This window comes from Paenibacillus sp. MB22_1, assembly GCF_047200555.1.
Classification (GTDB): Bacteria; Bacillota; Bacilli; order Paenibacillales; family Paenibacillaceae; genus Fontibacillus; species Fontibacillus phoenicis.
In genome coordinates, this window is the sequence record NZ_JBLADV010000002.1 from 2,608,822 (window position 1) to 2,633,020 (window position 24,199).

Consider the following 24,199-nt stretch of genomic DNA (forward strand, 5'->3'; position numbering starts at 1 on the left):
TTGCTTGAAAAAGTGGATATTGTTGCTTCTATCCTTTGACAGAGCCAGCCGTAACTCCTTCCACAATATATTTCTGCAAGGTGAGGAAGAAGATGAGAATCGGCGTGACCGCCATGACGAGGCCGGCCAAAGCCATATCCCATTTTTTCGTATATTGGCCGAAAAACTTGGTCACCGCCAGAGGAATGGTTGTCAGCTCCTTGTTGCCGCCAATGACGAGCACCGGCAGCAGGTAGTCGTTCCAAATCCACAGCGTGTTCAAAATAATGACCGTCACGACGATCGGCATCAGCAGCGGGAAGACGATGCGGAAGTAGATGCCGTAAGGGTTCGAGCCGTCCACCTTGGCCGCTTCCTCCAGTTCAATGGGGACGGTCTTAATAAATCCGTGGAACAGGAACACGGACAGCGGCATGCCGAATCCGAGATAGCAGGCGATCACCCCGTACAATTCGCCGCGCAGCTCCAGCAGGCTTGTGACACGCACGAGCTGCAGCATCAAGGACTGAAAGGGTATGATCATGGCCGAAATGAGCAGCAGGAACACAAACGAGTTAAAGCGCGTCGGCCGGCGCACGATCTGATAGGCGGCCATGGAGCTGAACAGCACGATCAGAACGACGCTCAGCACGGTGATCAGAAACGAATTCCAGAACGCCCCGGGGAAGTTGATGGCGCTCCAGACGTTCCGGTAATTTTCCAAGTGGAACAGGCGCGGGAAAGAGGCCGCGTCGACCAAAATTTCCTTTAAGCTTTTCAGCGAATTGATCAGAACGAGATAAAAAGGCGATATAAAAATTAGTCCGAGCACCACCGCCGCAATTTCAAGAATCAGTGTGCGCCCCCGGTATTTTTCGCTATTTTTGCGCATCAGGCGGAAACCTCCTTGCGTTTCGTAATCCACACTTGTGTGATCGTAATGATCGACACGGCGAGGAAGAACAGCAGCGCTTTGGCTGTCCCTAGGCCGTAGCGGTTGTTGACCAGGGCTTCGGCATAGATGTTGTAGGCGAGGGATTGCGTTGACGTTCCCGGGCCTCCTTTCGTAAGCGACAGGTTCAGGTCGAACATTTTGAACGCATTCGATGTCGTCAAGAAGAGGCAGATCGTAATCGCCGGCATGATGAGCGGAATATAGATCTTCCGCAGCAGTTGGTTCGGACGGGCGCCGTCGATTTGGGCCGCCTCGATCAGGTCTTTTGGCGTGCCGGCCAGGGCGGCGATATAAATGACCATCATATATCCGGAGGTCTGCCAGACAAAGACGATAACGAGGCCCCAAAATCCGGTGGAAGGCGTCCCGAGCCAAGGCAGTTCAAAGAACGGAATGCCGGTCCATTCTCCGATGGTGGCGAAGCCTTTCGTGAAGATGAATTGCCAAATGTACCCGAGTAATATGCCGCCGATGATGTTGGGCATGAAGAAGACCGTGCGCAGTATTTTTTGGCTCTTCAGCGGTTTCATCAGCAGCAGCGCGAGAAATAAGGCCAATACATTGGTAATCAGGACGGATATCGCCGTAAATTTGAGGGTAAACAGCATGGATTCCCAGAACTTGTCGTCACTTAGAAAAATCCGCTTCCAGTTGGCCGCGCCGGTCCAGACCGCTTTATCCAGATCCAGACCGTTCCAATCCGTGCAGGAGTAATAGAAGCCGAGCGCGAACGGAATGATGACGATGGTTGTGAAAAAAAGCAGGCATGGCCCGAGAAACACGATTTGCTGGCCCCATCCTCTGCGGAAGCGAAGCGTTTTTTTCATAACGGCTCTCCTTTCTGTATCTGTAAGTTTATAAGTTCATTTTAGGAGGAAGCTTTGGCTTGCAACACTCACATTCATGTCGATAAAAGTGGAATATTTTGCAGCGCTTTGTTAAGATGTGGGGGAATGGGAGGGGGAATTTGGATGCTGTTTCGGAAAAGCATACGGGCGAAATTGATGGCGCTGCTCGTGCTTACGACTCTGCTGCCGACGGGGATCTCCATTACCGTCTCTTATTTCTACACGAAAAATTCCGTGACCGAAAAGTCCATTCAAGAGAATACCAATTTGCTCACACTGGGGGCATCGAATCTTAAAAATTATTTTACGGGAATCAACCAGCTTGCCTTATCGATCTACAGCGGAATCAATATCCCCGACACGTTATATACCGCGATTTTATCGGTGAAAGCGCGGGATGATGCGGAATCGGGCCTCGATATAAGCAATCACCGGGATGTAATATCCAGCCAACTGCGCAATTTGTTCCAATCAAACAAGGACATTTATCAGATTCATTTGTATATTTGCGCAAATCGCCAGTCCAACACGCTGCTTAAAGGTTTCTTTCGCAGGGAAATCAACGATAGCTTTGTGCCGCCTGCGCCGCCTTCCGGCGAGATGCGCCCCTTCATCGAAGCGACGCACCTCGATCACCGGTACGGCACGAAAACGGCCATCCCTAATTTGAAAGCGGGTACAACCGAGGTGTTCAGCGCGCATTTTCCGATTTACCGGGCGCCAAGCGATGAAGTGATGGCCTATCTCTCGATGGATTTGCGTTTGAGCGAGCTTGAGGAAATCACAAGGTCGATGTATAGACCGGGCACGGAACAGCTCTATCTTGTAAGCCGGGAGGGCGAAGTTCTGTATTCTTCCGATCCTAAGCGGCTAGGACAGCGGATCGCGGAAGGGTGGAGCCGCCCGCCGGCAGGGGAAGACAGCGGCTATTTTTCGTGGAAGGGTGCGGACATTGAGGGGATCGTCTTTTACAAACGGGCGGATAGCCCGCCCTTTGACGGTTACATTATGAAGCTCGTACCCTATGACGATTTGTACGCCGACGCCAGATCGATCACCGGCATCAATACGGGTATCGGCCTGATGTTTCTGATTATCGCGATGATTGCCGCCGTGCTAATCTCCATCCGTTTTACGACGCCGATCAAGCGGCTGATTTCCTTTACGCAAAAGATTCAGACCGGGCAGCTTGACGCCCGGATCGAAGCGACGACCGAGGACGAGTTCGGCATTCTGACCCGGAAAATCAACGGGATGACGCAGACGATCAACAATCTGATTCTGAAGGAATACCGGCTGGAAATCGCCAACAAGACGAATCAGCTTAAGGCGCTTCAAGCTCAGATCAACCCGCATTTTTTGTATAATGCGCTGCAGTCGATCGCCTCGCTGTCCCTGCACTATCATGCGCCCAAGGTGTATGAACTCATATACTCGCTCGGGAGCATGATGCGCTACACGATGACGACGGACAAGTCGGTCGTCTCCTTGCAGGAAGAAATCGAACATGTCCAGAACTATCTCATGATGCAAAAAGAGCGGTTTGGCGAAGAGCATCTGCACGTCGAATTTCGCATCGAGGAAGCGGTGCAGACGAAATTTGTGCCGAAGATGATTCTCCAGCCGCTGGTGGAAAATATATTTAAACATGCTTTCAAGGACGGGATCGAAGACGGGCGCATCGTGATCGCCAGCAGGCTGGAAGAGCCGGATCTTCTCGTGATCGAGGTGTCGGACAACGGCACCGGCATCCCCAAGGAGCAAATGAACCGGATGATCGCGAAGATCAACGCTAAGCATTGGGAAGGCGAGGAGCAGATCGGGCTTCGCAATGTGCTTGCAAGGCTGCGCCTGTATTTCGGCGAGGAAGCAAATCTTACGATGTCAGGACATGAAAGAGGGCTGACGGTGACGTTAACTCTTCCCGCCGGAACGTCCGGATTGAACGAAGAGGAGGAAGGCAGATGAAAGCGTTGATCGTCGATGACGAGAAGCATGTGCGGGAGGCGGTGCGCTATTTTGTTCCCTGGGAAGAATACGGAATTGAAGCCGTATATGAAGCGGCGAACGGCAAGGAAGCCGTCGAACTGATTAAGGCCGAGTCTCCGGCGATTATTTTTACCGATATGCGTATGCCCCTGATGGATGGGGCCGAACTGCTGGAATGGATTCATGAGCATTCGCCGCGCTCCAAAGTGATTGTAATCAGCGGCTACCAGGATTACAGCTACGTTCAGCCTGCCATCGTCTACGGCGGGATGGATTATTTGCTAAAACCGCTCAACAGCAAGCAATTGGTGCTGGCAGCGGAACGTGCGGTGCAAAAGTGGAAGTCGGAAGAACAGGAACGCTTCAGGGCGCTTCATCAGAACATTCAGCTGAACATGCTGCAGCCGCTCTATTGGGACAAGGTGTTCTCGGAGCTTGTCTCCGGCAGCAGGCCTTACAGAGAACTCAAGCGGCCGCTGGAGGAACAGTTCGGCTTAAGCCCTGAAGTGCAAAGCTGCCGGATCGCCGTCTTCTCCTTGATGAACCGGAGGCTGCTGCAGCGGTTTAACCAGGACGCGCAGCTAAGCGCGTTTGTGGCCGTCAATGTGTGCAACGAGATTATAGCGGATTGCTGCGGCAAGCGCGGATATGCGTTTCGTTACTGGAATACAGGGATGGATATCGTGATTGCGTTTTGGGGAGACGCCGGCGGTGTGGAGGAATGCCTGAGCAGAATCAACGAGTCGATGCGGCAAGCGTATCAGGTTCAGTTCCATATCGGGGCCGGGGAGGTTAGCCGCTTCCCGGAAGGCTTGACCGTATCGTTCGAGCAGGCGAAGCAGGCGATAAGACAACGGAGTTTGCTTCCCGGCAGCGGCCATATTCATTTCTATCAAGGCGCCGCTAACGGGTTTAAAGAAGAATCCCCTTTTCAACACTATATCGAGCCTTTTAAACTGGCCGCTCTGTCGGGGCAGCCGGATCGGATCGCCGAAGTGCTGGAGAAGTGGTATGAACAAGTTGCGGCGATGCCGGCGATCAGGCAGGAGCAATTGGAGAAATGGCAGAAAGAGCTTGAATCGGCCATGCTGCGCTGGAGGCAGGAAATATGGGGAGGGGAGCCCGGAGCAACCGTGAACCTGGACCTTGAACAGTTTTTGGACGAGGAAGGGTATATTTCGCTGGACCGCTGGAAGCAAACGATCGCGGACGCTTTGCAAAACTTCTCGCAGGAACGCATACTCAATCAGAAGCTCGATTGCCAACTGGTGAATGATATTAAGCGGTACATTAACGACCATTATCACCAGGAGATCACCCTGCAGCATATCGCCGAACGGTTCTTTATCAGCCGGGAAAATATTTCGAGAAAATTCAAGCAGATCGCCAATGAGAACTTGTCCGACTATTTGACGAGATTAAGAATTGATAAAGCCAAGGCCTTGCTGGCGAATTCGGATATGAGATTAACGCAGATCGCCGAATTGGTCGGATTTCAGGATGAGAAATATTTTAGCCGCGTGTTCAAGAAAACGACCGGCCAGACTCCCCGCGAGTACCGGAAAACTTTTTTCTTGGGACGGCGCGCGGAGGACCGCTGATCTTATTCCCGTATTCTTTTGTAATACTCGGTTGGCGGAATGCCGACGTACTTCTTGAACACTTTGCTGAAATAATAGGGATCGTCCAGTCCCGTCAAATAGCCGATTTCGCTGAAGCTGAGGTGGGTCGCCTCGATCAGTTCCTTAGCATGGCTGATCCGCACCAGATTGACGTACCGCATGATACTGTAGCCGGTCAGTTTGCTGAACACCCGGTTGATATAGTCGTAATTGCAGTCGAATTCCTGCTCGATGTCCGCGCTCGTAATTTTGCTGGCATAGTTTTCATGGATGTAATCGAGCAGGGCATGCACTTTAATGAACGATTTGGTCATCGCATGAAACGATAGCGTCAGCAGATCGGGGATCTCGACGGATCGGAAGTGAAATAATGGAGGAAACCGGGCCGAGCGGTTTTATGCTTGACCCGGTTTATTTTTTCGTCTGCTGGATAAGGCAAAGATCACGCGCGCGCTTCAACATCATTTGGATTCGATAACTTCCGAGAGCCGTTGAACGCGATTTTAAGCGGCTGTTCGCTATGCTTGGGCTCGTCAAACCTGTCTGCATAATCGGCCAAGTTCCCTCATAGACATGTATCAGTTTAGGAAATCAAACTGCAGAGGGGATGATCTCATGCGCCGTTTCACGTGGATGCTGACCATCGTGATAGCCTTAAGCTTCGTGCTGGCTGCATGCGGGAAAAAGGACGCCGACGGCGTCGTCAAGGATTTGGACAAATTGGTTGCCCAGTTGGAGAGTTATCAGGGCTCCGGCACGATGACGCTTTATACGGGTGACAAGCCTCAGGAGTACAAGGTGGAGGTCTGGTACCAAAATCCGTCGTTCTACCGGATCGCGCTCACCAATGCTCAAAAGGACGTTACGCAAATCGTGCTCCGCAACGAACAAGGCGTATTCGTACTGACGCCAAGCCTGAACAAGAGCTTCCGCTTCCAAAGCGACTGGCCGGAGAACCAAGGTCAAGTGTATCTGTATCAAACGCTGGCTCGCAGTATCTTAAGCGACAGCTCGCGGCAATTTGAAAGCGACAAGGATAGCTACATCTTCGATGTTGCGGCTAATTACAACACCCATGCCTTAGTCCGGCAAAAAATCTGGCTGGCCAAGGACAACTATGCGCCGAAGCAAGTTCAGGTATCCGATGCCGAAGCGAAAGTTGTTGTCGAAGTGAAATTCGATAAATTCGACTTTGGCACCAAGTTCGACAAGAACTCGTTTGACATGCAGCATAACCTCGATACAGCTGCCCAGAATTCCCAAGGCACGTTGCTGGAAGTTGACGAGAACGGCATGCTTGTGGAGAAGACGCCAACCGATGAGGCAGCGGGCGCAAACGGCGATGCAGCAACCGATGAAGCCAGTGGCAACACATCTTCGGCTGCACCGGCGTTGACGGAACCCTTTGGCGTAATTATCCCAACATATTTGCCGGATGGGGTCTTGTACCAGGATGACAAAGCCGTGGAAGGTACCGATCGTACGACTGTACTGCTGCGGTATGACGGTACATATCAATTTACGCTGACGGAGACGCGTTCGCCGGACCGCACTGCATCGCTCGTACCGGGTGAATTCATCGATATGGGCTTTACGTGGGGGCTGCTGACCGGCGATACTCTGCGGACACTCACCTGGACAGTGGACGGATTGGAATTCCGGATTACGAGCGAGAATCTGCCGGTGACCGAAATGGTCAAAATTGCCGCTTCGATGCAGGACCAAACCGGTAAGTAACACAAGGAACAGGCGGATTGCGGCTGTGCCGGAGGGGAGGAGCGTTCCCCAGGCCCCGTGGATTCGCCTCTTTCTTCTATAAGGGTGTATTAAGCGCCTCCTCAGGAATTGGGTTCTTTTGCAGAATTGACAGCCGCATTCATGAACATTACCATTAGGATATTGCTCAGATATTTGAACTCTCAATCTTTGGAGAAGGTGACCCGAAAGTGCAAGTGATGTATCGACCAACCCATGCGGAAATTGATTTGGACGCGCTGCGCAGCAATTTCGAAGAATTGCGGAGAAGACAACCGAAGGACATGAAAATGCTGGCATGTGTAAAAGCTAACGCGTATGGGCATGGTGCTGTACCTGTGGCGAAGGAGTTGGAACAGATCGGCGCGGATTATCTCAGCGTCGCCTTTCTGGACGAAGCGCTGGAGCTTCGGAAAGCCGGCATTCAGCTGCCGATTCTCGTGCTAGGATATACGCCGCCACACGGGGTTCGCACCGCTTGGGAGCATGATGTCACGCTAAATGTCTTCAGCAACGAAGTGCTGGAGGCGATTGAAGCGCTGAATCCTGCTGAATTCCCGCATAAGCTGAAAGTCCATATCAAGATCGATTCCGGCATGGGCCGCGTCGGACTGCTGCCTGGAGATGAGGCGGTCGCCTTCGTACGCAAGGCTATGCAAGTGCCGCATGTGGAAGTAGAAGGCTTGTTCACCCACTATGCCACGGCGGACGAGGAAGACAAAAGCTATACATTGGAACAATATCGCCGGTTTCAGGGCGTGGTGGAAGCGCTGCGGGAGCATAATATTCGCATCCCGATCATACATACGGGAAATAGCGCAATCGCCATTGATATGCCGGAACTGTCGGTGCAAATGGTCCGCATTGGCATCGCACTGTACGGCTTGTATCCATCCGACGAGGTGAGACGCGATCAAGTGAAGCTCACCCCGGTTCTCTCGCTGAAAACGGAAACGGTACGGGTGAAGACGTTGCCTGCCCATTCCGCCATTAGTTATGGAGCGAGATACATCACCGAGCAGGAAGAGCGGATTGCCACGCTTCCGATCGGGTATGCCGACGGATATTCACGGATGTTAAACGGCAAGGCGCAGGTACTAATACGCGGCCGCCGTGTCCCTGTAACAGGCGTCATATGCATGGACCAATGTATGGTATCGCTTCAAGCTTTGGCTGAGGAAGCCGAAGAAATTCAAGCCGGCGAAGAGGTTGTGCTCATCGGCCGGCAAGCCGGCGAGGAAATTACCGCCGGGGAGCTGGCTTCCGCCATGGGAACGATCCATTACGAGTTGATTTGCATGCTGGCCCACCGAGTGCCCCGGGTATACAAACGAAAGGGCGAATCGGTCTTATTGCTGAACCCGCTGCTGTGACGGAATTGGCGCAGCAGACAAAATTCAACAAAACTGTCCCTGCGTGAAGGAATTTATGCCAGGTCTATCGAATACTAAACATGGAAATGATCAGGTATGTACGGCACCACTGTTTTTGTTTATAATGAAATGCAGCATACTTGATATACGCTCGGCATATATTTCTTTTGTATAAATTTCCTTGAATAATGCTATACTGATTATCAGGAAACAGGGGCGAGTAGGTTTTGGGGGTGGAAGTTTTAAGATGGCTAATATGCACAACACCAAAAGAATCATGATCAGTTTGCCGGATCAGCTATTGCAGGAAGTTGATGGAATCGTGGCGATGGAGAACTCCAATCGCAGCGAGTTGATCAGGCAGGCCATGAAGCTGTATCTGAACGAGCGGAAGAAACGTTTCATCCGCGAATCGATGCAGCGCGGCTATATGGAGATGGCCAAAATTAATTTGTCCATGGCCTCCGAAGCGTTCCATGCGGAAGAAGATGCAGACATCACTCTGGACCGCCTAGTAAGCGGGGTGTAAACATTGATCGTAAAGCGCGGCGACGTTTTTTTTGCAGATCTCTCCCCTGTGGTAGGTTCTGAGCAGGGCGGGGTCAGACCGGTGCTTATCATCCAGAATGATATCGGAAACCGATTTAGCCCAACGGCCATTGTTGCTGCTATTACGGCACAAATCCAAAAGGCGAAATTGCCGACCCATGTTGAGATTGACGCGGCAACTCACGGATTTGACCGGGATTCCGTCATCTTGCTGGAGCAAATTCGAACGATCGATAAACAAAGACTAACGGATAAAATTACGCATTTGGATGAGGAGACGATGAAGAAAGTGAACGATTCGCTGCTCATCAGTCTCGGTTTAATTGATTTTTGAACATTTATCACTCATGTGTGCGTTTTTAGAATGACTTTTTACGCTCCGGACGTTGTTCCGGGGCGTTGTTTATTATGCGATAAAATTCATAAAGGATCTTATAATTTTCCTATTTGTCGCGAGGGCAATTCGAGTACGATGAGAGTAATCACGGATAAAGGAGAGGTTGCCGTTTGAGCGCTCAATATGAAATCTATGACGATCCCTTCAAAATGTTGATTTTGCTGGCGACGTTCGTGGCCGAGCAGCAAGGCAGCGAGCTGGATTACGAGAACATCGTGCCCTTCGAGAACGACAAATTTTCACTGACGAACGGCCGGTTCCTGTACAAAAAAGATCAGGTCGAGATCACCTGGTACCAGTTCCTTGGACGCGATATCCATTGCAATAAGGATCTGACCCGCCAGGAATACAACCGGATGTTCGTCGATTGCATGGCATCGGTTTACGGAGTGAGCTAGGCTAGCGAAACGAGCAAAAGTGCAAGCGCAAGGGAGTTCCTTGGCGGCTTGCACTTTTTTATTGTTGCTTGGACGGTTGGGTGGTAGGGGGCAGTCTGGTACGGTGGTGCGGCTCGGCTCGGCGGAATGTATTCGATTTTTCATATAGAATTGTGTTGATTTTGGGGATTAGGGCGGATTCTATTCGATTTTTCATATAAAAAAACGGATTCCGGCACCCGCAGGGCACATTCTGTATGAAATTTCATATATAATTCGCTAAAACCGGTGAATCTGGTGAATTGTATTCGATTTTTCGAACACAATGGTTGACTTAATCGGTCCGCAGCGCGTAAATCGGGCGTAGCTTGGCTGCCTTGTTCGCTGGAATCATCCCAAAGATGATGCCGATGAACAAGGAGAAGCCAAAGGCGATCAGGACGATCAGGAGCGATACGGTGGTCGTTAGCGACGAATAGTGGCCGATCAACGCGCTGGCGCCGTAGCCCAGCCCGATGCCAATCAAGCCGCCGAAGCCGCTAAGTGCCGTCGATTCGACCATGAATTGCATCAGGATGTCACGCTTTTTGGCCCCGATCGCTTTGCGAACGCCGATTTCCCGGGTGCGCTCGCTGACGGAGACGAGCATGATGTTCATGATCCCAATGCCGCCGACGAGCAGCGAAATGCCGGCAATGCCGCCGAGCGCCAGCGACAGTATTTGGGTTGTCGAATTTAGCGTGTCCAGCATCTCCTGGGAGTTAAAGATACTGTAGGCGTTGTCGGCATTTTGGAACTTTTTATCCAAGGTAGCTTCCAGCAACGCTTTGACGGTTTCAATCTGCTTGGTGTCCTCAACCTGTACCGTAATCGAACGCACGCCGCGGCTTTGCAGAAAGCGCTCGGCCGTAGCGATTGGGATCAGCAGCTTATTATCGTTGGAGGCGGTCAGGCTGGAACCTTTCGATTCCAACAAGCCAACGATTTTGAAGCTGCTGCCGTTAAGCTGAATCGTTTGTCCAATCGGGTTATCTGTGCCAAAAAAAGTCTCGGCAGCTTCGGTCCCGATCAACGCCACCTTCATGCGGAACTCATTGTCCATGTCGATGATGTAACGTCCGGCTTGGACGTGGAAATCCTGGACCTCCTCGTAGGAAGGCGCGATGCCTTCTACCGAAAGACTGTCATTTACCGTTCCTTTCTTGGCCGTTACAGAGCCGTTGATCACGGGGGATACGGCCTTCACCCCTTCGATCTTCCCCAGAGCCATCGCTTCCTCAAAGGAGAGTGAGGTGGAGCTGCCCCGGCCCATGATGTTCACCGTAAGCAGGTCGGTTCCCAAGCCTTCGAGTTGGTCCGTAATCTGCGATGTGGTGCCTTGCCCCACAGATACGAGCGTAATCACCGAGGAGACGCCGATAATGATGCCTAGCATCGTAAGAAAAGAGCGGATCTTCGCTCCGGCGATGCTTTTCCAGGCCATTTTGATGCTTTGCAGAAGATTCATGCCCGGTTCCCCCGATCTTCAACAATTCGTCCGTCCTGGATTCGGATGACCCGTTTGGCTTGCTCAGCGATGGACAGATCGTGGGTGATAATAATGATCGTGTGGCCGAGTGCATTCAGTTCCTTCATCTTATCCATCACTTCGATGCCGGTCTTGCTGTCCAGCGCGCCGGTCGGTTCGTCCGCGAGCAGGAGCGGCGGGGAGCCGGCGATTGCACGGGCGATGGCCACCCGCTGCTGCTGCCCGCCTGACAACTCGGAAGGACGATGGTGCATCCGGTCTTCCAAACCAACGAGACGGAGCGACTCTTCGACTGATTTTTTTCGCTCCTTGTGCGGGACGTTGCGGTAGATGAGCGGCAGCTCAACATTTTCGTAGGCGGTTAATTTGGGCAACAGATTAAACTGTTGAAAAATAAACCCAATCTTCTCATTGCGAATCGTGGCCAGCTTGTTATCGGACAGCTTGCGTATGTCCTGCCCGGCAAGCAAATACGTCCCTTCGTTGGCGACGTCCAGACAGCCCAGCATGTTCATCAGCGTCGACTTCCCGGAGCCGGACGGGCCGATGATGGCGACGAATTCGCCATGCCGGACCTGAAAGCTGATATCGCTGAGCACGGTCATCATCTCTCCGGCCATACGGTAGCCGTGTCCGAGGTTCTGCACGTCGATCAGTGGGGGAGATATTGCCGCCATTATCGGCCACCTCCGCCGCTGAACCCGCCTCTTCCGGATGGAGCCGCACCGCCCCCGCCAGGAGCGGCGCCTCCGGCTCCGCCAAATCCGGCACTGCCTCCGCCGAACCCTCCCTGCATTCTCATTTGCTGTTGGGTGGAGGAACTCGAAGAGTTGCTGATGATCGTCGGGATCACAACCTCCTGGCCTTCGGTTAGTCCGCTGACAATCTCGATATATGATTCGTTATGCACGCCAACCTCAACGACCTGGATACGGCCGTTCATGCCGCTGGTGCCTCCGGCAGCACCAGCTGCGGCATCGGGCTGTGCAGTGCGGCCTGTGCTGGGCGTGCTGCCTTCGGCCGGTGCGCTGCCCGTGGTCGGCGCACTGTCAGCGGCCGGTGCGCTGCCCGTGGTCGGCGCACTGTCAGCGGCCGGTGCGCTGCCCGTGGTCGGCGCACTGTCAGCGGCCGGTGCGCTGCCTGTAGCCGGCCCGCTGCCCGACCCTTGCGGACTGGCTGCGCCACCTGCCGCACTTGTTCCGTCGCTCCCCGTTTCGGGCAGCATGACGAAATACCGGCCGGCCCGCTGCTGAACCGCCTCGATCGGCAGGGTTAAGATATCCTTTTTCTCCTCGGTGATGATCGTTGCTTCCGCTGACATACCTACCCGCACGCCTTCAGAATTGTTCAGGGCGATCGTGACATCAAATAACGACACACCGCCCGAGGCAACCCCTTCATTCGCGATGTCAGAGACAACACCTTCAAAAGTCTGATCCGGAAAAGCGTCAACTTGAACGTTCGCCTTCATGCCCTCTGTGACGCTGGGGATATCCAGCTCGTCAACCTGAATTTTGACGCTGAGCTTCTGGTAATCGTTAATGACAAACAGCTCGCTACCGCTTTTGGCCTGTTCCCCGGCGGTGATGTTGACTGCGGTGACCGTGCCGTCAATCGGGGAGGTTAACGGATCGGGAGGAACCATTGCCTCCTGCAGCTTAGCGATTTCCGCTTCCGTATTGCTGATGTTTAGCTCTTGCTTGGCAATTGATTTTTTCGTGGCGTTTAGTGTTTGCTCGTCGGCGCCTTCTTGCACTTGACGTTTAAACTGATTTTGCAAATCAACCAGGTCCAGTTTCTGCATTTCCAGGGAGGATTGCTGTTCCTTGATGTTGTCGGTATTATCCGTGCCCTCAAATGTCAGCAGCACCTGGCCTTCTTCCACGACGTCTCCCGTCTTTACAAGAACTTCGCTTACTTTCCCCTCGTCCTTCGTACGTACGCTTTCGCTCTCGGTTGAGACGATCGTACCTGATCCGGACACGCTAACGGTAATGTCGCCCTTGCTGACCCGGGTCGTATTCTGAACGGGCGCCGCCGTCTGATTCTGCTTGTCCGGCAGCTTTAGAACAAGGATGAGGGCAATGGCGATCAGAACCAAGGCTCCGCCCCCAATCCACAACCATTTCTTCTTCATCGAATCCCTCCAACGATGATGTATTCTACCGGCAGACGGCAGTGCTTGTACCGGTTCTCTGCAAATCAAAACCATTTTAGAAGATGAAGATGAGGCGAACCTTAAGTGAAGCTGAAAGTTTTCTGAATGATTTTTCATAAAAAGACCAATTCACGGGAAATAGCCATGGCGCCATTCACAACGATCAAGTACAATGGATGTAACATATTTTGGGGAGGACTTTTTTTTCATGGATCAACGTCCGTCTGAAACATCTTATTCGTATTCCACGTTTAACCAATTTCCGCCGCCACCACCGCCGACGCCGCCCAAAACAAACGGCAAATCCATCGCATCGTTGGTGCTGGGCATTCTCTCGATCGTCATTCCGTATGTCGGCTTTATTTTGGGGATCGTTGCGATTGTGTTCGCCAGCTTGTCGTTTAAGGAGATCAAACGGAAGGGCGAGCAGGGCAAGGGACTTAGCATCGCGGGTCTCGTTTGCGGTATCATCGGTACGGCACTGTACGGTATCATTATTGTGATTGCCATTATTGCGGTATTGGTCTTTGCTTCATCGCCAGACATCTACGGCACGTTTTAAAGAACTGAATGAAAGCACCGTTGCCTTGGGCGCGGTGTTTTTTTTTCGTCAACTCTGACTTCGATGGGTTTGGACATGCTGGAAAAGGCGCGCAAAGTTTGTGATAATAGAAACAATCGCAATTTTTAGAATGAAAGAGGGATTTGGCCATGACGCAAACGGAGACGAACGGAACAGAGGTGCAAAGTATGGCCGATGCGGGGGAACAGGAGCGGATCTTCGCCCAGATCGCGAAGGAGCTGGGACTCTCCCTGAAGCAGGTGCGAACAACGATCGGGCTGCTGGATGAGGGCAATACAATTCCGTTTATCGCCCGTTACCGGAAGGAAATGACCGGGGAGCTGGATGAAAACCAGCTGCGCAATATTGAAGAGCGGACGCAATACCTCCGCAACCTGGAGGAACGGAAACGGGAAGTCGTCCGGATCATCGACGAGCAGGGCAAGCTGACGGACGAGTTGGCGGCCGCGATCGCGAAGGCGGTGAAGCTGCAGGAAGTAGAGGACTTGTATCGACCCTTCCGGCAAAAACGCAAAACCCGCGCGAGCGTAGCGAAGGAAAAGGGTCTGGAGCCGCTGGCGGAGTGGCTGTTGTCGCAGCCGAAGCAAGGCGATCCACTCACGGAAGCCGCGAAGTTCACCCAGGCTGCCGGGATGGAAGGAGGCGTAGAAACGGCCGAGGAGGCGCTGCAAGGGGCGATGGATATCGTCGCCGAGCAGGTGGCGGATGAAGCGCCGACCCGGGCTTGGGTCCGGAAATATACGATGGACCACGGAATGATGGTGTCCGAAGCGAAGTCACCGGAAGAGGAATCCGTCTACGAAATGTACTACAACTATCGGGAACCGGCCAAAAAAATGCCGCCCCACCGCATCCTCGCCATGAACCGCGGCGAGCGGGAGAACGTGCTGAAGGTGTCGCTGGAGGTGGACGCCGAGGCGATCTGCCGCCACATCGCCGGCCAGGTGATCCGCGGACGTTCCGCAACGGAGGACGTGCTGCGCGCGGCGATCGAGGATGCTTATAAACGCTTGATCGCCCCGTCGATCGAGCGGGAGGTGCGCGGCGAGTTGACGGAAAAAGCCGAAGCCCAGGCGATTTCGATCTTCGCCGGCAATTTGCGCAGCTTGCTGCTGCAGCCGCCGGTACGCGGCAAAACGGTGCTTGGCGTTGACCCGGCCTACCGCACCGGCTGCAAGCTCGCCGTTGTTGACGACACCGGCAAGCTGCTGGAGGTGGCGGTCACCTACCCGACGCCGCCAAACAACAAGAAAAAGGAAGCGGCAATCAAGTTCCACGAGCTGATCGACAAATACGGGATCGAGCTGATCGTGATCGGCAACGGTACGGCCTCGCGGGAGACGGAGCAATTTGTCGCCGAGGTCATCGCCGAGCGCAAGGGCAAGGACCGCGAGCTGGCGTATCTGATCGTCAACGAGGCGGGCGCCAGCGTGTATTCGGCCTCCAAGCTGGCGCAGGAGGAATTTCCGGATTTGGACGTGGCGGAGCGAAGCGCCGTATCCATTGCACGGCGGGTGCAGGACCCGTTGGCGGAGCTGGTTAAAATCGAGCCGAAGGCGATTGGCGTTGGTCAATACCAGCACGACGTGTCGCAGAAGCATCTCGACGAAAGTTTAAAGAACGTGGTAGAGTCGGCGGTAAACCATGTTGGTGTGGACGTCAATACCGCTTCGCCGGCGCTCTTGTCCTACGTATCTGGGGTTAATACGACGATTGCGAAGAATATCGTTAAGTTCCGCGAGGAGAACGGACGCTTCAAGAGCCGCAAGCAGCTGCAAAAAGTACCGCGACTTGGCGCCAAAACTTTCGAGCAGTGCGTAGGCTTCCTGCGGATCGACGGCGGCGAGAATCCGCTGGACAAGACGCCGATCCACCCGGAATCTTATGACGTGGTGCACCGATTGTTTGCCGAGCTGGGGGTATCGATGGATCAGCTGGGCTCCAAAGAGCTGAATGAGAAGCTGGCTGCGTTGAATCCGGACGAACTGGCGCCTCGCCTCGAGGTGGGCGTTCCAACGCTGCGCGACATTCTCGAAAGTCTGCAGCGCCCGGGGCGTGACCCTCGCGAGGAGCTGCCGCCGCCAATCTTCCGCACCGATGTACTGAAGATCGAGGACTTGGTGCCCGGCATGGAACTGCAGGGGACGGTGCGCAACGTCATCGATTTTGGGGCTTTTGTTGATATTGGCATCAAAAACGACGGGCTCGTACACATCTCCCAACTGAGCAACGGGTACGTCAAGCATCCGATGGACGTCGTCTCGGTCGGCGACAATGTCACCGTCTGGGTGCTGAACGTGGACGTGAAGAAAGGCCGGGTTGGTTTGACGATGCGGGGGCCTTCTGAGGTAAAGGCACAGTAAAACTCATAGAGAGCCGGTGATACGGGTGGGCCGTGTAACCCGGCTCTTTTTTACGAGAGCGAGGGCCGTTCTCCAAGCAGATTTGCTGCTGTGGAGCCGGCCCCTTTTTTTGATCAAGTGCTATTGCATGTGGTTGGTGGTTTCGGTCTGTTTTTTTTGGCGGCTATAATAAAAAAACCAACAATCGTTTAACAGCCGAATTTGACGGCGATCTCTCTTGTTAAAGGCATGCATGATCTGATTGCTAAGCCAGTTTGGCAAGCGTATCCCCTCCTCCGGAAACCCATTGGTATGGTTAGGGTATGGGGAATTCACCCAATCCGTGCAAGTCCCCTGCAAATCGCCGGTAAATTCTGGCTTTTGAACACGGTGGGGGAATGGAGAGGCAGGGGTGCGGTTTGGCCTTAACTGACCGGGTGGGGTCTGCCGGGGCTGACGCCACTCCAATGGAAGTCAGAAAAGGTTGGTGCCGCCTCTGCGCTGTTGGGTCTATTCTAACGGAACTCAGAGACGTTATTTGCTCGAAAACGGGCATGATCCGTTTCTAACGGAACCAGGAGACCTTATTTGGAGCGTGGACAGCGAAATGGCCGCAAAAACCGTGCAATAAGGTCTTTCAGTTCCGTTACAGCGGGAAATAGCCGGGAAATAGGCAAATAAGGTCTCTACGTTCCGTTAGAGCAGCACGGCGGGGGTGTGACGACGAGCTATACCCGGAAGAGCGCCGCTGCGGGGTGTACTAGGCTCCTCCGACCAAAGTGAAAAAGCCGACCAATTCCCTCTACCTTACGGAAAGGGATAATCCTGGCCGGCTTCATTGCTTCCTTGGCAGCAGCCTTAGAGTTACGCGCCTTCTTCTTCGTACCATTGCTCCAGCTGAGCCTGGAGGGCACGGATTTCGGTGAGCAGTGAAATCAGGGGATAATTTTCCTCACGGATCGCGGAGAAAGCGGACTCCAGTCCGTTAATATAATCCAGCCCGCTCGTGATCTGCAGCGATTCCTGCAAGAGCTCGAGCTGGTCGCATTCGGCAATCGCACGCGGCAAGGTCGGAACCTCGGCAGCCGTCAGTTTATCGATTTCCTTGTTCAGCCGCAAATTCAAAGCGCTAAGCTGGTAGGCGTAGTCACGGGGCATTTCAACGAAGATCAGATCCTGGTCCTGCTGTAAAATGACGTATCTCATTAGGGACATGCTTAACGATTCTCCTTTTCTATCCATCCTACTTGACAGTGTAGCGTAAGGAGAAGTTAAAATTCAAGTAACGAATCTAGCAGATTTTCATGCGCTTCTACGAACAGGAAGGGGAGAGACGATGACGGATGAGCAGCTGCAAGCCTGGATCGAGCAAATCTCGCTGCGTTCCTTCGGCGTGCCTTTCCGGCATAGGGCCCGTTTTAACAGCAGGTTAAGAACAACCGGAGGGCGTTATTTTATGAAAACCCATCATATCGAGATCAATCCCGCCCAACTGGCCGCCTATGGGGAAGAGGAAGTCGAGCGTATCATCAAACATGAATTGTGTCACTATCATCTTCATCTGGCGGGACGAGGATACCGGCATCGCGACGCGGACTTTAAGGCCCTGCTCCAAAAAGTTGGCGGCAGCCGCTATTGCAACGCCTTGCCCGGGGCAAAACAGCGCAAAACCTTGCCGCAACGCTATAAGCTGGTATGCGCCGATTGCGGGATGACGTATCTGCGTAAACGTCGAGTAGACCCAAGCCGCTACCGCTGCGGCCGATGTGCGGGGAAGCTGCGGCTCTATGCATTATCCGGCGGTTAAGGTGTGCTATACTTAAATCAAACAACCTAAGGAGTGATGTCAGATGGCCCAATCTCAAGCCAAGAAGCATCGGCAAAAGCTCATCCGAGAAGGCAAACGTAGCCCAGAGCTCAGCCGCAGTCCATTTGCGTTCCAAGATCTGCGAACCCGCAAGACGAAAACAAAGCAGGAACAACTTCATCGGCAAAAATATAAGAACCACGCTTCCATGTATGGAGACGATGGTTCTTATTATTTTAATCCTCGGAATCTATGCTTTTCGATACGGTTAAAAAGATCTCGTACATCGTACTTTCCTCCGACGTTTTGGTCTGGTGCTGCTTGAGAAACGCCGTGACCCAGTCCTGAAATTCCTTCGCCTCCTGCGGGGTCAGATACACGTGATCGGTGGTCAATTGCCCGGAAGACGTTTGCGAGCGGGATGCTTTCAAAAACCGCTTTTTGCTTTCATCATATAAATTGCTTAGCAGCTTCTCGGTTTCTGTCAAAGCAACCTGCCTCATGGAATCATCAAAATAACTCTTCTTAATCTGAATAGCCCCCTCATAGGGCTCATAGTACTTCGCCGTAATGCCGTTGATGATCTTCGTGTCCACGAGCTGCAGCAGGCCGATGCTCTCCAGTTTTTTGGCGTGATAATAGACCTTGGCTGGAACTTCCCCCATCTTATCTGCCACTTCCTTCATCGTTGCCGGACGATTTAATTGCTTAAATGTATCCAGGATTTGAAGGCGATACGGGTCAGAATAGATCCGAATGTCCTCCAGGGTTTTTAATTCCTTCACATTGTCCACCAGTAAGCCCCCCACCCGAACCTTAAACGGTTGTCGTCATTGTTTTTAGTATAGCCTGGGTCTATCAAATGCGCAAAGCAGAGGAAGGCGTCAAATTTCCATAAAGCTTCGCTGCTTCAACAAGAGCAGTATCGGGATGAGCAGGAGGCACCCAAAGCTCACATACAGGAGATGGACGGGCATCCATTCCCCTATCACCCCGGCCAGCGCACTGCCCGCAGGGATCGCGCAGGTGCAGACCATGGAGTATAACGCTCCGACGCGGCCAAGCAGTTCCTTGGGGACACTTTCCATAAAGTAGGTCGTGGATGGGGTGTTGCACAATGAGACGGAAAGTCCCATGCCAAAGGAAAATAACGCAGCCAAAACAAGCGGTTGAACCGGAATGACTGCAGGCAGGTACATCAGCGCATAGTTGGCTCCAAGCAGCAGGTAACCGGTGAGGATGAGCCGGCTTTTTTTGTAGGCGGAGCCTTTCTTGCCAATCCATAATCCGCTGACAATAGTCCCGCAGATTAAGCTAAACCCCATCAAGCTTAGGCCGGCAGGACCTGAACCTAAAATTTCATCAACATAGACGGCGTTTAGGACGTTAAACGGGGATAAGCAGAAGTTCACGAATGCCGCAGCCATCACGATGGTTATCAGTAGCTTATTGGATACGAGATATTTTAACCCTGCTTTAAGTTCTTGAACAAAGGAGTTATCTGGTTGTGCAGCTTTGAGGTGAGGTGCGGGCGAAGTTGGGTTGGCGTTTGGGCTGGTGTTACGGATCAGCAGGATGAAGCCGGCCGCAAGGGTGAACGTAATTCCGTCAATCAAAATTGCAGCGGAGATGCCCAAAGTTGCAATAATGCCGCCGACGGTGGCCATGCCCGCTAATTCAGCCGCCCGCGAAGCGGAGGTGCTGAAGGAATTGCCGCTGAGCAGCTTTTCCTTGGGCAGCAGTTGGGGAACCAAAGCCAGTTCGGCAGGAGAGGCAAAGCATTCCAGCGTGGAGGTCAGAAAGGTCAGCATATAGAGATGCCAGGGGGCGAGCCAGCCTTGCCAATAGAGGAAGGCCGTGAAGCAGACGATGAGGCCGCGTCCCAGATAGGTGAACGCCGCGACCTTTTTCTTGGACCAGCGATCCACCAGTGTTCCCGCGAAAAAGCTGAAGGCGATGTTAGGGATGAAATTGAGTGCAAACAAGGTGCCCATCATCAGTGTGGAGCCGGTCAGTCTGTATACCATCCAGCTATAAGCAATCGAGTCAATGGAATCGCCAAAACGGGAAATTACACGAGCGAGCAAAAGGTACATAAACGGTTTATAAGCTGCCAGCTCACCGAACCGGATCAACGGCTGGCTTTTGACGCGCACTTCTTGAGACATGAACACTCCTCCTACACAATAAAAATGTTAATACGTTAAAAATATTTTTACGTCAAGTTTATTTTATCGTTTTTTTGATGGAATGCAAATCTTTTTTTGGCGGGCTTGTCCGACGGGAAGCGGCGGCAAATTCCTCTACCCGTTGTTCCGGTGCGAAACCAGGCAGGAGAAAGAAGGAAGGGCTTACAAAGTGCTTTGATTCTTGACTTTGCTGCGTAACCGTGATAAATTAAATGGTGTTCTCACTAATTTCGTTCCCCGATAGCTCAGTCGGTAGAGCACTCGACTGTTAATCGAGTTGTCACAGGTTCGAGTCCTGTTCGGGGAGCCATTTATATGGAGAGATACCCAAGTGGCTATAAGGGGACCCTCTGCTAAGGGGTTAGACTGCGTAAGCGGTGCGAGGGTTCGAATCCCTCTCTCTCCGTTTTGAGATACATCATAATAAGAGCCTCCGGCGATCCGGAGGCTCTTTGTTGTAAGAGGGATGAGAACTCTCGGATGAATTTTGTTAAATTAGGGCTTGCAAGCCGAAAATCTTTTTGCTATACTCAATTTTGTCGCCGCTTCTAGTGGTGATTAAGCTGTGGCCCGTTGGTCAAGGGGTTAAGACACCTCCCTTTCACGGAGGTAACAGGGGTTCGAATCCCCTACGGGTCACCATCCTATTTCTTTGATTCATCAATTTCATATGCGGTAGTGGTGGAATGGCAGACACGCTATCTTGAGGGGGTAGTGGGCGTACGCCCGTGGAGGTTCGAGTCCTCTCTACCGCATCCTAAGAAAGTGAAGAACCTTGCGTTTAGCAAGGTTCTTTCTTCATATGCCCGAAGGCATAGGCAAGGGCTAGATTTCGAGTAAGGTACGAATCGCATAAGCCACTCCATGTTCGTCATTGGTTCGGGTGACCGATGTGGCCAGGCGCTTGATTTCATCTACGGCATTTCCCATGGCAATTTTGGTTCCTGCGACTTGAAACATGGATATATCATTGTAGCTGTCGCCAATCACGACGGTATTGGTCAAATCCACTCCCAAATGACCGGCGAGAAATTGCAAAGCGTTACCTTTGTCGGTTTCCTTCGCGATGACCTCTACGATATGCTTGGCAGAGGAGGTCGTTTGCACCTGCGGCTGGCCGTTAAAATGCTGCGTGATTTCGTCGAGTTTGTCTTCGTTATAGGTAAACACCAAAAGCTTATACACAGGCCGCTCTTGCTCTATTAGCTGCAGCGGATGGTCGATTCCCTTGAAACCAAATTGAACGAATTGGATTTTGGCGCTCTCCCACAACCGGTCCCGATCGACCTCTGGATTTGCGCTGACCAGCATATCCATTTCAGCCAGCAGCTTTTGCTCGCCGTTTGAAGGGGAATAGATGGCTTCCGGACAAAAGATTTCGAAATAGACGTCCTGTTTCAGCAAATAACGAACGGCTTCCGCGGCAGCGTCCGGGTGAATTGGCGTTTCCCGCAGCAGCTTTCCTTCCCGGTCGAAAACCTCCGCGCCATTGGATGCGATAATGGGGATGGACAGCTCCCCGGTTAAATGTCTGGCGTCAAAGCTTGCTCTACCGGTACAAAGCGTTACGGTATGCCCCTGGTCCACGGCATGTGAAATGGCGTCCAAGCCTTGGGAGCTCGGGCGGCTGTTCGAGGTAAGCAGCGTTCCGTCCAGATCTACAGCGATCAGTTTCATTGTTTGTTTCCTCCTATCCTTCCATCATTGGTGAGGGTTATCTTTTGGTTATGAGTATAAATTATGAAATGCATTTCAGGTCAAGGAGAGATCAAAACGTGGCAACTCAGCTTTGGATAATTGTTCTGATTGGAGCAGGAACCTATTTATTACGGGCAGGTTCCTTGGTATTAGGCAGCCGGATCCGATGGTCCGATTCTACGAAGGAATGGCTGGCGTACGTGTCGCCTGCCGTGCTTGGCGCGCTGATCGGGCCGCTGCTGCTGCTCGAAGATGGAAAGTGGATTCCGCTCTCGGATAACCTGATGCTGTTTGCCGCTATTCCTACGATGATCATCGCCTGGTGGTCACGCCGTCTTCTGTTAACAGTAACCGCCGGCGTGCTGTTTTATGCTGGTTTTCACGCTTGGATTGGCTAAACAGGATAGAAAGATAGATAGAGGGAGAGGAAGCAGTCATGAACCGGTCGAAACGAAGTGAAGAGATTCAAATGGCGCTGCAGGATGCGTTTCCGATTATGCTGGCTTATTTTCCATTGTCCATGACTTATGGTGTGCTTGCTGCGGCGGGAGGATTGCCCGGGGGAATGGCCGTATTCAGTTCGGTATGGATCTTCTCGGGAGGGGCCCAGTTTATGCTGCTAGGCATGTTAGCATCCGCTGCGGCTCCCGTGACGATCGTAACGACACTGCTGCTGTTAAACATGCGTCATGTCCTTTATGGGGCAACGATGGGGCCTTACCTGGCGACATGGCGGGAGTCCCCGAAATGGCTGGCAGCGATCGGCCTAACCGACGAAGGGTTCGCGGTCACTTCCAGCCGGGCAGCCCAAGGGGAGCCCATTTCGCCTTCTTATTATATAACTTTTGCGCTGGCGATTTATGGATCGTGGATTGCCGGTACAGCGGCAGGCACCGGATTGGGGAGTTTCGTCACCGCAGAGCTGGCTGAAGTCTTAACTTTTGCGCTGCCGGCGCTCTTCATCGCCTTGCTTGCCGGGGGCGAGCGTACTTTGCCATTCCTGGCCGCAGCCGGCTGCGGGGCAGTGCTCGCCACTTTGGCAGGGATGCTTCAGCTTGGGGGGATCGGCCTGATCGCCGGAGGTTTGGCCGGCGCTACACTTGGGCAGCAGCTCAGCCGAATCCTATCACGGCGTTCGAAGGCCGCCCGGGACAAAGCTGAACGTGCGATTCGCTAATGCTAAGCGTTTTGTGTAATTATTCTTGCTTGGGCGGCAAGTCCAGATTTGAGGAATATTTGGGATATAATGCCCGGATGCAATCAGGACAAATGTCGTGCGTAAATTCCGCGTGCGTATGCTTGATCAAGTAAGCTTCGGTGGTGCACCACATGTTGTCTTCATCCTTGATCTTCTTACATACGGCACAAATGGGAAGCAGTCCCCGGAGCGTGCGGATATGTGCGAGTTCATGCTGGATTTGAAGTTGCAGACGCTTCAGCCGGGTGATGTTGGTACAGGTGATCACGATGCCTTGAGGCGAAAAGGGGTTTTCTTCCGCATATGGGGTTAATTCGGCAAGAAACCATAACTCAGCATCTTTGGTAGGGGCCTTGAATTCAAATTCAAACCTCTCGGTTTCCCCGCTTAAGATTTTCGAAAATTGCTCCAACAGCAGATGGGGGTTAAAATAAGTATGATCATGCGGCCCATGCTGAAAAAACTGAAAAACATTTAATCCGGGCCGTGCCCAGCCCGGAGCAACGCCCAAAAAGGCGGCTCGGTTGGCCCAAGTTCGGTTGACAGAGATGATCGTTCCATTTGGTTCTATGATTGCAACGCTCTGATTCAAAGAATGATAGGGTGCCTTCCATTGGGGATTGTCATTCATGGCGGGTACGCTCCTGTCATGAAACTGAGGGCAGTCTTCCGACCTATTAAGTACTTGCCGGCGCTGTGTTAAGATATAGACATAGTTCCAGCATTTCACTTTATTATAAACGTATTTAAGTCGTTTCACAACTTTTAAATTACTTAAAAACGTCATCAAAGCTGTTGAGGAAGGTTGGAGAGAAGTTGTCAATCTACGAACGTATTGAACTGCTGATCAAA

24 protein-coding genes and 4 tRNA genes are annotated in these 24,199 nt (G+C 52.5%); 16 read left to right on the forward strand and 12 right to left on the reverse strand.

All coding sequences use genetic code 11. From position 1 onward, the window contains the following. Window positions 1-28: 28 nt before the first annotated feature. Together ACL02P_RS23575 and ACL02P_RS23580 are read right to left on the reverse strand one after the other, a co-directional pair. A complete protein-coding gene (locus ACL02P_RS23575) occupies window positions 29-871 on the reverse strand; it encodes a carbohydrate ABC transporter permease (protein WP_412838199.1) in 843 nt (280 codons plus the stop codon). Beyond that, a complete protein-coding gene (locus tag ACL02P_RS23580; protein WP_412838200.1) occupies window positions 871-1,761 on the reverse strand; it encodes a carbohydrate ABC transporter permease in 891 nt (296 codons plus the stop codon). The genes ACL02P_RS23575 and ACL02P_RS23580 overlap by 1 nt, the downstream gene beginning before the upstream one ends. 144 nt (window positions 1,762-1,905) lie before the next feature. Here ACL02P_RS23580 and ACL02P_RS23585 point away from each other — a divergent pair, with 144 nt between their 5' ends. Next, entirely contained in the window at window positions 1,906-3,750 is a 1,845-nt protein-coding gene (locus ACL02P_RS23585; protein WP_412838201.1) for a cache domain-containing sensor histidine kinase, read from the forward strand. Beyond that, window positions 3,747-5,372, forward strand: coding sequence for a response regulator transcription factor (locus ACL02P_RS23590; protein WP_412838202.1), 1,626 nt, complete (start codon window positions 3,747-3,749; stop codon window positions 5,370-5,372). Before ACL02P_RS23585 ends, ACL02P_RS23590 begins: the two co-directional genes overlap by 4 nt. 2 nt (window positions 5,373-5,374) lie before the next feature. On the opposite strand, the gene ACL02P_RS23595 is transcribed toward ACL02P_RS23590, so the two are convergent. Then, window positions 5,375-5,707 (reverse strand): helix-turn-helix transcriptional regulator, encoded by a 333-nt coding sequence (locus ACL02P_RS23595; protein WP_412838203.1) that lies wholly within the window; start codon window positions 5,705-5,707, stop codon window positions 5,375-5,377. Window positions 5,708-6,008: 301 nt separating this feature from the next. On the opposite strand from ACL02P_RS23595, the gene ACL02P_RS23600 reads away from it, so the two are divergent. From ACL02P_RS23600 to ACL02P_RS23620, 5 genes are all read left to right on the forward strand, one after another. Next, window positions 6,009-7,130 carry a LolA family protein gene (locus ACL02P_RS23600; RefSeq protein WP_036646261.1) on the forward strand — a complete coding sequence of 374 codons (1,122 nt, stop codon included), beginning with the start codon at window positions 6,009-6,011 and terminating at the stop codon, window positions 7,128-7,130. 209 nt (window positions 7,131-7,339) lie between these two features. Next, complete coding sequence (gene alr, locus ACL02P_RS23605) at window positions 7,340-8,521, forward strand: alanine racemase (RefSeq protein ID WP_323075988.1); 1,182 nt, start codon at window positions 7,340-7,342, stop codon at window positions 8,519-8,521. Window positions 8,522-8,768: 247 nt separating this feature from the next. After that, on the forward strand, window positions 8,769-9,050 hold the full coding sequence (locus tag ACL02P_RS23610) for a CopG family ribbon-helix-helix protein (protein WP_016313120.1): 282 nt from the start codon (window positions 8,769-8,771) through the stop codon (window positions 9,048-9,050). A gap of 3 nt (window positions 9,051-9,053) precedes the next feature. Beyond that, window positions 9,054-9,404, forward strand: a complete 351-nt coding sequence (locus tag ACL02P_RS23615; protein ID WP_009226461.1) for a type II toxin-antitoxin system PemK/MazF family toxin — start codon at window positions 9,054-9,056, stop codon at window positions 9,402-9,404. Between the two features lie 173 nt (window positions 9,405-9,577). Then, entirely contained in the window at window positions 9,578-9,865 is a 288-nt protein-coding gene (locus tag ACL02P_RS23620) for a hypothetical protein (RefSeq protein ID WP_009226462.1), read from the forward strand. Between the two features lie 313 nt (window positions 9,866-10,178). On the opposite strand, the gene ACL02P_RS23625 is transcribed toward ACL02P_RS23620, so the two are convergent. The 3 genes from ACL02P_RS23625 to ACL02P_RS23635 are packed head-to-tail and all read right to left on the reverse strand — an operon-like array spanning window position 10,179 to window position 13,509. After that, the gene (locus ACL02P_RS23625) at window positions 10,179-11,351 is read right to left on the reverse strand and encodes an ABC transporter permease (RefSeq protein WP_009226463.1); all 1,173 of its coding nucleotides are present in this window, start codon (window positions 11,349-11,351) and stop codon (window positions 10,179-10,181) included. Then, the gene (locus ACL02P_RS23630; RefSeq protein ID WP_412838204.1) at window positions 11,348-12,049 is read right to left on the reverse strand and encodes an ABC transporter ATP-binding protein; all 702 of its coding nucleotides are present in this window, start codon (window positions 12,047-12,049) and stop codon (window positions 11,348-11,350) included. Before ACL02P_RS23630 ends, ACL02P_RS23625 begins: the two co-directional genes overlap by 4 nt. Beyond that, on the reverse strand, window positions 12,049-13,509 hold the full coding sequence (locus tag ACL02P_RS23635; RefSeq protein WP_412838205.1) for an efflux RND transporter periplasmic adaptor subunit: 1,461 nt from the start codon (window positions 13,507-13,509) through the stop codon (window positions 12,049-12,051). The genes ACL02P_RS23630 and ACL02P_RS23635 overlap by 1 nt, the downstream gene beginning before the upstream one ends. Before the next feature lie 229 nt (window positions 13,510-13,738). Between ACL02P_RS23635 and ACL02P_RS23640 the strand changes: the two genes are divergently transcribed. Together ACL02P_RS23640 and ACL02P_RS23645 are read left to right on the forward strand one after the other, a co-directional pair. After that, window positions 13,739-14,092, forward strand: a complete 354-nt coding sequence (locus ACL02P_RS23640; RefSeq protein WP_036646263.1) for a DUF4190 domain-containing protein — start codon at window positions 13,739-13,741, stop codon at window positions 14,090-14,092. 149 nt (window positions 14,093-14,241) lie between these two features. Then, on the forward strand, window positions 14,242-16,476 hold the full coding sequence (locus tag ACL02P_RS23645; RefSeq protein WP_412838206.1) for a Tex family protein: 2,235 nt from the start codon (window positions 14,242-14,244) through the stop codon (window positions 16,474-16,476). Window positions 16,477-16,596: 120 nt separating this feature from the next. Here ACL02P_RS23645 and cmpA read toward each other — a convergent pair whose 3' ends face one another. Next, the gene (gene cmpA / locus ACL02P_RS23650) at window positions 16,597-16,737 is read right to left on the reverse strand and encodes a cortex morphogenetic protein CmpA (protein ID WP_260069868.1); all 141 of its coding nucleotides are present in this window, start codon (window positions 16,735-16,737) and stop codon (window positions 16,597-16,599) included. A 582-nt stretch (window positions 16,738-17,319) separates the two neighbouring features. Further along, on the reverse strand, window positions 17,320-17,670 hold the full coding sequence (locus tag ACL02P_RS23655; RefSeq protein WP_009226473.1) for a hypothetical protein: 351 nt from the start codon (window positions 17,668-17,670) through the stop codon (window positions 17,320-17,322). A gap of 121 nt (window positions 17,671-17,791) precedes the next feature. Between ACL02P_RS23655 and ACL02P_RS23660 the strand changes: the two genes are divergently transcribed. Further along, complete coding sequence (locus tag ACL02P_RS23660) at window positions 17,792-18,262, forward strand: SprT family protein (protein ID WP_260069867.1); 471 nt, start codon at window positions 17,792-17,794, stop codon at window positions 18,260-18,262. Window positions 18,263-18,498: 236 nt separating this feature from the next. Here the strand turns inward: ACL02P_RS23660 and ACL02P_RS23665 are convergent, their stop codons facing one another. Together ACL02P_RS23665 and ACL02P_RS23670 are read right to left on the reverse strand one after the other, a co-directional pair. Then, entirely contained in the window at window positions 18,499-19,056 is a 558-nt protein-coding gene (locus ACL02P_RS23665; RefSeq protein ID WP_036646271.1) for an ArsR/SmtB family transcription factor, read from the reverse strand. A 90-nt stretch (window positions 19,057-19,146) separates the two neighbouring features. After that, entirely contained in the window at window positions 19,147-20,430 is a 1,284-nt protein-coding gene (locus ACL02P_RS23670; protein WP_009226476.1) for an MFS transporter, read from the reverse strand. Window positions 20,431-20,685: 255 nt separating this feature from the next. Between ACL02P_RS23670 and ACL02P_RS23675 the strand changes: the two genes are divergently transcribed. From ACL02P_RS23675 to ACL02P_RS23690, 4 genes are all read left to right on the forward strand, one after another. Continuing rightward, window positions 20,686-20,761: transfer RNA gene (locus tag ACL02P_RS23675), tRNA-Asn, on the forward strand. Window positions 20,762-20,768: 7 nt separating this feature from the next. Further along, a tRNA-Ser gene (locus ACL02P_RS23680) sits at window positions 20,769-20,857 on the forward strand. A gap of 161 nt (window positions 20,858-21,018) precedes the next feature. Further along, a tRNA-Glu gene (locus tag ACL02P_RS23685) sits at window positions 21,019-21,093 on the forward strand. 30 nt (window positions 21,094-21,123) lie between these two features. Next, window positions 21,124-21,206, forward strand: a tRNA-Leu gene (locus tag ACL02P_RS23690). Between the two features lie 70 nt (window positions 21,207-21,276). Here the strand turns inward: ACL02P_RS23690 and ACL02P_RS23695 are convergent. Beyond that, complete coding sequence (locus ACL02P_RS23695; RefSeq protein WP_260069865.1) at window positions 21,277-22,128, reverse strand: Cof-type HAD-IIB family hydrolase; 852 nt, start codon at window positions 22,126-22,128, stop codon at window positions 21,277-21,279. 98 nt (window positions 22,129-22,226) lie between these two features. On the opposite strand from ACL02P_RS23695, the gene ACL02P_RS23700 reads away from it, so the two are divergent. Next, entirely contained in the window at window positions 22,227-22,547 is a 321-nt protein-coding gene (locus ACL02P_RS23700; protein WP_036646274.1) for an AzlD domain-containing protein, read from the forward strand. A gap of 38 nt (window positions 22,548-22,585) precedes the next feature. Next, on the forward strand, window positions 22,586-23,326 hold the full coding sequence (locus tag ACL02P_RS23705) for an AzlC family ABC transporter permease (RefSeq protein ID WP_412838207.1): 741 nt from the start codon (window positions 22,586-22,588) through the stop codon (window positions 23,324-23,326). Between the two features lie 19 nt (window positions 23,327-23,345). On the opposite strand, the gene ACL02P_RS23710 is transcribed toward ACL02P_RS23705, so the two are convergent. Continuing rightward, entirely contained in the window at window positions 23,346-23,978 is a 633-nt protein-coding gene (locus ACL02P_RS23710) for a PAS domain-containing protein (RefSeq protein ID WP_009226480.1), read from the reverse strand. Window positions 23,979-24,199 lie beyond the last annotated feature (221 nt).

What these genes read in the sequence shown, in the direction of transcription:
- ACL02P_RS23645 (WP_412838206.1), top strand. Translation starts at nt 14,242, where the DNA reads ATGACGCAAACGGAGACGAACGGAACAGAGGTGCAAAGTATGGCCGAT.
- ACL02P_RS23635 (WP_412838205.1), bottom strand. Translation starts at nt 13,509, where the DNA reads ATGAAGAAGAAATGGTTGTGGATTGGGGGCGGAGCCTTGGTTCTGATC.
- ACL02P_RS23580 (WP_412838200.1), bottom strand. Translation starts at nt 1,761, where the DNA reads ATGAAAAAAACGCTTCGCTTCCGCAGAGGATGGGGCCAGCAAATCGTG.
- ACL02P_RS23670 (WP_009226476.1), bottom strand. Translation starts at nt 20,430, where the DNA reads ATGTCTCAAGAAGTGCGCGTCAAAAGCCAGCCGTTGATCCGGTTCGGT.
- ACL02P_RS23590 (WP_412838202.1), top strand. Translation starts at nt 3,747, where the DNA reads ATGAAAGCGTTGATCGTCGATGACGAGAAGCATGTGCGGGAGGCGGTG.
- ACL02P_RS23625 (WP_009226463.1), bottom strand. Translation starts at nt 11,351, where the DNA reads ATGAATCTTCTGCAAAGCATCAAAATGGCCTGGAAAAGCATCGCCGGA.
- ACL02P_RS23695 (WP_260069865.1), bottom strand. Translation starts at nt 22,128, where the DNA reads ATGAAACTGATCGCTGTAGATCTGGACGGAACGCTGCTTACCTCGAAC.
- ACL02P_RS23630 (WP_412838204.1), bottom strand. Translation starts at nt 12,049, where the DNA reads ATGGCGGCAATATCTCCCCCACTGATCGACGTGCAGAACCTCGGACAC.
- ACL02P_RS23710 (WP_009226480.1), bottom strand. Translation starts at nt 23,978, where the DNA reads ATGAATGACAATCCCCAATGGAAGGCACCCTATCATTCTTTGAATCAG.
- ACL02P_RS23660 (WP_260069867.1), top strand. Translation starts at nt 17,792, where the DNA reads ATGACGGATGAGCAGCTGCAAGCCTGGATCGAGCAAATCTCGCTGCGT.
- ACL02P_RS23705 (WP_412838207.1), top strand. Translation starts at nt 22,586, where the DNA reads ATGAACCGGTCGAAACGAAGTGAAGAGATTCAAATGGCGCTGCAGGAT.
- ACL02P_RS23640 (WP_036646263.1), top strand. Translation starts at nt 13,739, where the DNA reads ATGGATCAACGTCCGTCTGAAACATCTTATTCGTATTCCACGTTTAAC.
- ACL02P_RS23575 (WP_412838199.1), bottom strand. Translation starts at nt 871, where the DNA reads ATGCGCAAAAATAGCGAAAAATACCGGGGGCGCACACTGATTCTTGAA.
- ACL02P_RS23595 (WP_412838203.1), bottom strand. Translation starts at nt 5,707, where the DNA reads ATGACCAAATCGTTCATTAAAGTGCATGCCCTGCTCGATTACATCCAT.
- ACL02P_RS23585 (WP_412838201.1), top strand. Translation starts at nt 1,906, where the DNA reads ATGCTGTTTCGGAAAAGCATACGGGCGAAATTGATGGCGCTGCTCGTG.
- ACL02P_RS23600 (WP_036646261.1), top strand. Translation starts at nt 6,009, where the DNA reads ATGCGCCGTTTCACGTGGATGCTGACCATCGTGATAGCCTTAAGCTTC.
- ACL02P_RS23610 (WP_016313120.1), top strand. Translation starts at nt 8,769, where the DNA reads ATGGCTAATATGCACAACACCAAAAGAATCATGATCAGTTTGCCGGAT.
- ACL02P_RS23655 (WP_009226473.1), bottom strand. Translation starts at nt 17,670, where the DNA reads ATGTCCCTAATGAGATACGTCATTTTACAGCAGGACCAGGATCTGATC.